1 pseudogene is annotated in these 833 nt (G+C 50.8%); it reads left to right on the top strand.

Annotated elements, in window-relative coordinates:
* A pseudogene (locus AC2A1E_RS24205) lies at positions 1-833 on the top strand (hypothetical protein); the annotation flags it as partial.

The following is an 833-nucleotide window of genomic DNA, read 5'->3' on the forward strand; positions in this document are numbered from 1 at the left end:
AATTTCAGGAAATGGTGCGTAAGGGGGCATGGCTACAGCTCGCCGTGGTTGAAAACAGTGCGGCCTTTGGCGGCATGGTGCAACGTGGCGGCACCTCAGCGACAGGACAAGTGATGTCTATCACAGACCCGGTGCAGTTGGCAAAGCCGATCACGGTGAACATCAGCACACCGGAATCGCTGAACGCAGTAAAAAACATGCTCAACGATCAGGGAAGGTTCAGACCTGATGGTTTGCTGAATGCACCGCTTAAAGTTTCCAGGGTATCCCTGAGTGATGCGGGTAGCGTAGTGGCTAAGGTGAGTGATGAGCAGATCCAGTTTATCCAGCAGGAGCGAACCCAGCGTTACGTCAGCGGCAATGGTGTTGGTATTGTACTGTCTGCCATTATGCTGGCGTTACAGATGTCTGACTGGAATCAAAACGCGCAGAATCTGGCAGAGGCCATTGATGATAAAACGGATACGCGGCTAACCTATTACATTAACCGCCTGATGGTGCTCAGTGCCGCCGCCGAAATTGCAGGTTTTGGTCGCATGTTGAGTATTAAGAACAGCTGGGAAGTGTTACCCAAGGATTATGTACATCCCCTTATCCGGGCGGGCGGTATCATTGCTGGGGTGGCGTCTGTTCTAGATGGAGTGAGGATGGGGCTTGGTGGTAGTGATGCATACAAGGCTGGAGATAAAGACGCAGCTAAGTTTTATTTTATTGCGAGTGGTTTTACTATCGCTGGAGGAGCTATCGGAGGGGTTGGAGCATATCTAGGTGTGTTCACTCTAATGGGACCTGCTGGTATTGGTGCGTTATTAATTTTGTCTGGGGCGATTTAC

The sequence above is a fragment of the Serratia sp. HNCC26DJ206 genome, from assembly GCF_057180605.1.